The sequence below is a fragment of the Umezawaea sp. NPDC059074 genome (assembly GCF_042738955.1).
In the GTDB taxonomy this organism is placed as follows: domain Bacteria; phylum Actinomycetota; class Actinomycetes; order Mycobacteriales; family Pseudonocardiaceae; genus Umezawaea.
The window spans coordinates 2,109-9,401 of sequence record NZ_JBHYHC010000219.1 but is presented as its reverse complement, the minus strand read 5'-3'; the positions used below and the strand labels follow the sequence as shown (position 1 = coordinate 9,401).

The 7,293-nt window shown below is 74.7% G+C and carries 2 protein-coding genes; both read left to right on the top strand.

Annotation, left to right across the window (positions count from 1 at the left end; all coding sequences use genetic code 11):
- The coding region (locus ACFWW9_RS44370) for a beta-ketoacyl reductase (RefSeq protein ID WP_390389378.1) at positions 1-1,030 on the top strand (1,030 nt) is incomplete at its 5' end.
- Positions 1,031-1,061: 31 nt separating this feature from the next.
- Positions 1,062-7,293: SDR family NAD(P)-dependent oxidoreductase (locus tag ACFWW9_RS44365; protein WP_390389375.1), on the top strand; the 6,232-nt coding region annotated here is incomplete at its 3' end.

Genomic DNA, 7,293 nt, shown 5'->3' with positions numbered 1-7,293 from the left:
CTCCAGCCCCGCCACCCGGCCGCACACCGCGGTCGTGCACTCGGCGGGCGTCGTCGACGACACCGTGATCGGCACCCTCACCGACGACCGGGTCGACCGGGTGCTGCGGCCCAAGGCCGACGCCGCCTGGCACCTGCACGAGCTGACCAGGGACGCCGACCTGGCCGCGTTCGTCCTCTACGCCTCGACCGCGGGGGTGCTGGGCGCGGCCGGGCAGGGCAACTACGCGGCCGCCAACGCGTTCCTCGACGGGCTCGCCCAGCACCGGCACGCGCTCGGCCTGCCCGCGCGGTCGCTCGCGTGGGGGCTGTGGGCGGAGAACGAGGGCATGGCCGGACGGCTGGCCGACCGGGACGTGCGGCGGGGCGAACGCCTCGGCCTGGTGCGGATGGCCCCGGACCGGGCGTTGGCGCTGTTCGACCGGGCCCGCGAGATCGACGCCCCGGCCGTGGTCGCGTCCACGATGGACCTCGCGGTGCTGCGCGGTCGCGCCCAGGAGGGGATCGCGTTGCTGCGCGGCCTGATCCGGCCCGCCGCGCGTCGTGCGGCCACGACTTCCGGTCTGGCCGAGCGGGTCGCGGGACTGCCGGAGGAGGAGTGCGAACGGGTGCTCGTGGAGGTGGTGTGCGCGGAGACCGCCGCCGTGCTCGGGCACCGGGAGGCGAGCGCGATCGGCGCGGACCTGGCGTTCGCGTCGCTCGGGTTCGACTCGCTGACGTCGGTCGAGCTGCGCAACCGGCTGGCGCGCGGCACCGGACTGGCGCTGCCCGCGACGCTCGTCTTCGACCACCCCACACCGCTGCGGACCGCGCGCCACCTGCGCGACCTGCTGCGACGGCCCGTCGAGGAGGAGGACTTCCCCGGCCTCGACCTCGTGGACCGGGCGCTGCGGTCGGGTGATCCGGCGCGGCGCGACCGCCTCGCGGAACGGCTTCGCGACCTGCTCGCGCTGTGCGCGCCGGTCGGCGGGGCGGCGGACCTCACCGCCGCCACCGACGACGAGCTGTTCGCCATGGTCGACGACTTCTAGGCCCACCTTCACGCAGGGAGCAGCACACACCATGGCCGAGGAAGACAAGCTCCGCGAGTACCTCCGGCGGTCGATCACCGACGCCCGCGAGTCCCGCCGACGGCTCACCGACCTGGAGGAGCGGGCCCGCGAGCCGATCGCGATCGTCGGGATCGGCTGCCGGTTCCCCGGCGGCGTCCGGTCCCGCGAGGGGCTGTGGGACGTCGTCGCCGACGGCCGGGACGTGCTGACCGGATTCCCGACTGACCGCGGCTGGGACGTGGCGGACGCCGCCTTCCACGCCGAGGGCGGGTTCGTCGACGGGGCGGGCGAATTCGACGCGGAGTTCTTCGGGATCTCCCCGCGCGAGGCACTGGCGATGGACCCGCAGCAGCGGATCGCCCTGGAGATCGCCTGGGAGGCGCTGGAGGACGCGGGCATCCCGCCGTTGTCGTTGCGGGACACCGCGACCGGAGTCTTCCTCGGGGTGATCGCGCAGGAGTACGCCCCCCGCATGCAGGACGCGTCCGCCGACGTCGCGGGCCACCTGGTCACCGGCAGCACGCTCAGCGTGGCGTCCGGCCGGGTGGCCTACCAGTTGGGCCTGGTCGGTCCCGCCCTGTCCTTGGACACGGCGTGCTCGTCGTCGCTGGTGGGCGTGCACCTGGCGTGCGAGTCGCTGCGGCGCGGGGAGTCGACGCTCGCACTGGCGGGCGGGGTGACGGTGATGGCGTCGCCGATCACGTTCCAGGGGTTCTCCCGACAGGGCGGGTCGGCGGCCGACGGCAGGAGCAAGGCGTTCGCCTCGACCGCTGACGGCGCGGGCTGGGCCGAGGGCGCGGGGATCCTCGTGTTGGAGCGGCTGTCGGACGCGGTGCGCCACGGTCGGCGGGTGCTGGCGGTGGTGCGGGGTTCGGCGGTGAACCAGGACGGCGCGTCGAACGGGTTGACCGCGCCGAACGGGCCGTCGCAGGAGCGGGTGATCCGGTCGGCGTTGGGGAGCGCCGGTCTGTCCACTTCGGACGTGGATGTGGTGGAGGCGCACGGGACCGGGACGAAGCTGGGCGATCCGATCGAGGCGCAGGCGTTGCTGGCGACCTACGGTCAGGGCCGCGAACGGCCGCTGTTGCTAGGGTCGGTGAAGTCGAACATCGGCCACACGCAGGCGGCGGCGGGGGTCGCCGGGGTGATCAAGATGGTGATGGCGATGCGGCACGGGGTCGCGCCCCGGACGCTGCACGTCGACGAGCCGACGCCCGTGGTGGACTGGTCGACGGGGTCGGTGGAGGTGCTGTCCGAGGCGCGAGCCTGGCCGGAGTCCGACCGCCCGCGCCGGGCAGCGGTGTCCGCGTTCGGCATCAGCGGCACGAACGCCCACCTGGTCCTGGAGCAGGCCGCGCCCGCCGAGCCGGTGCCAACGACGGATGCCGTCGGCTTGGTGCCGTGGATCGTCACCGCGCGGACAGGACCGGCGTTGCGCGTCCAGGCGGCCCGGCTGCGGGCTGTCGCCGAGACCGCGCCGGACCTGGCCGACGTCGGAGCCTCCCTGGTGGGCACGCGGTCGCCGTTGGAGCACCGTGCCGTCGTCCTGGGCGCGGACCTGGAGGCCGTGGTGACCGGCCTGCGCGAGGTCGAGGAGGGCCGTGGCGGGGTCGTGTCCCGCGGCGGTCTGACGGTCGTGTTCTCCGGCCAGGGGTCGCAGCGCGCGGGTATGGGGTCGGGGTTGGCGGCGCGTTTCCCGGTGTTCGCGGGGGTGTTCGACGAGATCCGGGGTTTGTTTGGTGGGCAGTGGGATCTGGAGCGGTTGGATCGCACGGGGTTCGCGCAGCCTGCGTTGTTCGCGTTGGAGGTGGCGCTGTTCCGGTTGGTGGAGTCGTGGGGTGTGCGGCCGGATTTCGTGATCGGGCATTCGGTGGGGGAGTTGGCTGCCGCTCACGTGGCCGGTGTTTTGAGCCTATCGGACGCGGTGAGGGTGGTGGCGGCGCGGGCGCGGTTGATGGAGGCGTTGCCCGAAGGCGGGGCGATGGCTGCTTTGGGCGTCGCGGACGTCGACCTGCCCGAGGGCGTGGAGTTGGCGGCGGTGAACGGGCCCTCGTCGGTGGTGGTGTCCGGTGAAGTGGATGCGGTCGCCGCCCTGGTGGGCGAGGTGAAAGCGTTGGGGCACAAGGCGCAGGTGTTGGACGTGAGCCACGCGTTCCACTCGCGGCGGATGGATCCGGTGCTGGAGGAGCTCCGCGCGGTTCTGGAGTCGGTGGAACTGCGGGAGCCGGTGATCCCGATGGTGTCGGTCGGGGTGGCGACGGCCGACTTCTGGGTGCGGCAGTTGCGGGACACCGTGCGGTTCGCGGACATGGTCGAGGCGGTGACGGCTCGAGGTGGGTCGCGGTTCGTCGAAGTGGGGCCGGACGCCGTGCTGGCAGGGATGTGCCGGGAGATCGTGCCGGACGCGGTCGCGGTGCCGCTGCTGCGGCGCGGACGGGACGAGGTGTCGACGTTCCTGCGCGGGCTCGGCGACCTGTTCGAGGTCGGGGTCCCGGTGGACTGGTCCGCGGCCTTCCCCGAGGCGCGGCCGTGGGTCGATCTGCCGACGTATCCGTTCCAGCGCAGGCACTTCTGGCTGACGGCGAAGTCCTCCGGCCCCGCCGTGGTGGTGCTGCCCGAGGCCGCTGGCGCGGTGCTGACGGTGCCGTTGGCGCAGTCGTGGCTCTCCGACCACGTCGTGGCGGGGGAGGTGCTGGTGCCGGGCGCGGTGTTCGTGGACCTGGCGGTGCGCGCGGGCGACGAGGTCGGCTGCCCCGCCGTGGCCGAACTGGTGATCGAGGCGGCCCTGGTGCTGTCGCCGGGGACCGAGGCGCGGGTGGTCGTCGGGCCGGAGGAGGCCGGGCGGCGCTCGGTGGCGATCCACGCGCGGAGCGGGGACGGACCGTGGACCCGGCACGCGACCGGCGCGGTGACCGCCGGGACTGGGACCGCCGAACCGCGGACGTGGCCCCCGGCCGACGCGGTGGAGATCGACGTCGCCGACCTGTACGACGACCTCGACGCCGCCGGTTACCGGTACGGGCCCGCGTTCCGCGCTGTCACAGCCGCCTGGCGGCACGGCGCGGACGTCTACGTGGACGTGGAACTGCCGGAGCACGTCGGCGGGGACTCCCCGCTGCACCCGGTGCTGCTGGACGCCGCCCAGCACGTGATGGCGCTCGACGTCACGTCCGGCGGCACCCCCGTGCTGCCGTTCGCGTGGACCGACGTGGTCGTGCACGCGACCGGCGCGACGGCCGTGCGAGCCCGCGTCACGCCCGCCGGGGACCACGCCGTGCGGCTGGACCTGGTCGACCACGACGGGCTGCCGGTCGCGTCGGTCGGCTCGCTCGCCCTGCGACCGCTGGAGATCGGGCGGGGAGCGCTGTACCGGCTGGACTGGCCCGAACTGGCCGTGGCCGAGCGGATCCCGACCGCCCCGCCGTGCGCAGACCTGGACGCCGCGCCGGAGAACGGGCCGGTGCTGCTGGCCGTGCCCGACGACCCGGACCCGATCGCGACCGCGCTGTGGACGCTCGACGTCGTGCGGCGGTGGACGGCGGGCTCCGACGACCGGCGGCTCGTGCTCGTCACCCGCGCGGAGCACCTCGGCCAGTCCCCGGTGTGGGGGCTGGTCCGCTCGGCGCAGGCGGAGCACCCCGGCCGGTTCGTGCTGCTGGAGGTGGACGAGCACGTGTCGTGGCCGGTGGTCGGCGCGGCGCTGGCCACCGACGAGCCGCGGCTCTCCGTGCACGGCGAGACCGTCCGGGTGCCGAGCCTGGTCCCCGCGCCCGCCGCGGCTCCGCCCGTGCTCGACCCGGACGGGACCGTGCTGATCACCGGCGGCACCGGGGGGCTCGGCCGGGCGGTCGCCAGGCACCTCGTGACCGCGCACGGGGTCCGCCACCTGGTCCTGTTGTCCCGCACCGGTTCCGCGCCCGACCTGGACGACCTGGACGCGCGGGTGGACGTGGTTGCGTGCGACGTGGCGGACCGGGACGCGCTCGCCGAGGTCTTGGCGGGCATCTCGAACCTCACGGGCGTGGTGCACACGGCCGGGGTCGTCGACGACGGTCTCGTGGACTCGCTGACCCCGGAGCGGCTGACCGCCGTGCTGCGGCCCAAGACCACCGGCGCGCTGAACCTGCACGAGCTGACCGGCGACCTGGCGTTCTTCGTGCTGTTCTCGTCGCTGGCGGCCACCCTCGGCTCGCCGGGACAGGCGAACTACGCGGCGGGCAACGCCTTCCTGGACGCTCTCGCGCACCACCGCCGCGGGATCGGCCTGCCCGCGGTGTCGCTGGCCTGGGGGCTGTGGGCCGAACCCACCGGCATCACCGGCGGACTGGCCTCCGCCGACCTGGCCCGGCTGGCACGGGCGGGCGTCCACCCGCTGGCGACCGCGGACGCGCTGGCGCTGTTCGACCGCGCGCTCGGCTCGGACACCGCCGTCGTCGCGCCCGCCCGGCTGGATCTGGAGGCCGTGCGGCGCAAGGACGTTCCCCGCAGGCGGGTCGCGGGCGGCAAGCGCCCGGACGCCCGTGGACTCCTGGACCTGGTCCGCTCGCACGTCGCCGCTGTGCTCGGCCACGACTCGCTCGCCGCCGTCCCCGCCGAGTCGGCGTTCCGGGACCTCGGGTTCGACTCGCTCGCCGCGATCGACGTCCGCGACCGGCTCGCCGCCGCGACCGGGCTGCGGCTCGCGGCGACGGTGGCCTTCGACCACCCGAACAGCGCCGCCCTCGCCGACCACCTGCGCACCCTGTCGTCCGGCGGCGGTGTCACGGTCGCGGCTCCGGTCGCGGTGGCGGTCGACGAGCCGATCGCGATCGTCGGCATCGGCTGCCGCTACCCCGGCGGGGTCGTGTCCGCCGAGGGGCTGTGGGACCTGGTCGTGGCGGGCGAGGACGCCGTGACGCCGTTCCCGACCGACCGCGGCTGGCCCGCGTCCGGGACCGGGTTCGCCGCCGTGGGCGGGTTCCTGCACGACGCGGGCGACTTCGACGCCGGGTTCTTCGGGATCTCGCCGCGCGAGGCCCTGGCGATGGACCCGCAGCAGCGGATCGTCCTGGAGACCGCCTGGGAAGCGCTGGAAGGGGCCGGGATCCCGCCGCTGTCGTTGCGCGGCAGCCAGTCCGGGGTCTTCCTCGGGGTGATGTACCACGACTACCTCGTCGACGTCGGCAGCGTGCCCGACGACCTGGTCGGCTACCTGAGTTCCGGGTCGGCGGGCAGCGTGGTGTCCGGCCGGGTCGCCTACCACCTCGGGCTCGTCGGCCCGGCGCTGTCCGTGGACACGGCGTGCTCGTCGTCGCTGGTGAGCCTGCACCTGGCGTGCGAGTCGCTGCGGCGTGGGGAGTCGACTCTGGCGTTGGCGGGCGGGGTGACGGTGATGGCCACGCCCTCGACGTTCGCGGACTTCGCACGGCAGGGCGGGCTGGCCGCCGACGGCCGGTGCAAGTCGTTCGCGGCGACCGCCGACGGCACCGGGTGGTCGGAGGGCGCGGGCGTTCTCGTGCTGGAACGGCTGTCCGACGCGGTGCGGAATGGTCGGCGAATCCTGGCGGTGGTGCGGGGTTCGGCGGTGAACCAGGACGGTGCGTCCAACGGTCTGAGCGCGCCGAACGGGCCGTCGCAGGAACGGGTGATCCGGTCCGCGCTGGCGAACGCCGGTCTGTCCACTTCGGACGTGGACGCTGTGGAGGCGCACGGGACCGGCACGAAGCTGGGCGATCCGATCGAGGCGCAGGCGTTGCTCGCGACCTACGGCCAGGACCGGGAACGGCCGCTGCTGCTGGGGTCGCTGAAGTCCAACATCGGCCACACGCAGGCCGCCGCCGGGGTCGCCGGGGTGATCAAGATGGTGCAGGCGCTGCGGAACGGCGTCCTGCCGAAGACCCTGCACGTCGACACCCCCACCCCGGTCGTCGACTGGTCCGCGGGATCGGTGGAGCTGCTGACCGGCCACCGGCCGTGGCCCGAGGTCGGCCGACCGCGCCGAGCGGGCGTGTCGGCGTTCGGCGCGAGCGGCACCAACGCCCACGTGGTCCTCGAACAGGCCCCACCCGCGCCGCTCCCGGCCGCCGTTCCGTTCGACCGGGTGCTGCCGTTCGTCCTGTCCGGCCGCTCACCCGCCGCCGTGCGGGCGCTCGCGGCCCGGATCGACCCCGCCGACCCGCACGCCACGGCCTGGTCGCTGGCCACCACCCGGTCCCCGCTGGACTACCGGGCGGTCGTGGTCGCGGACGTCGAGTTGCCCGAGG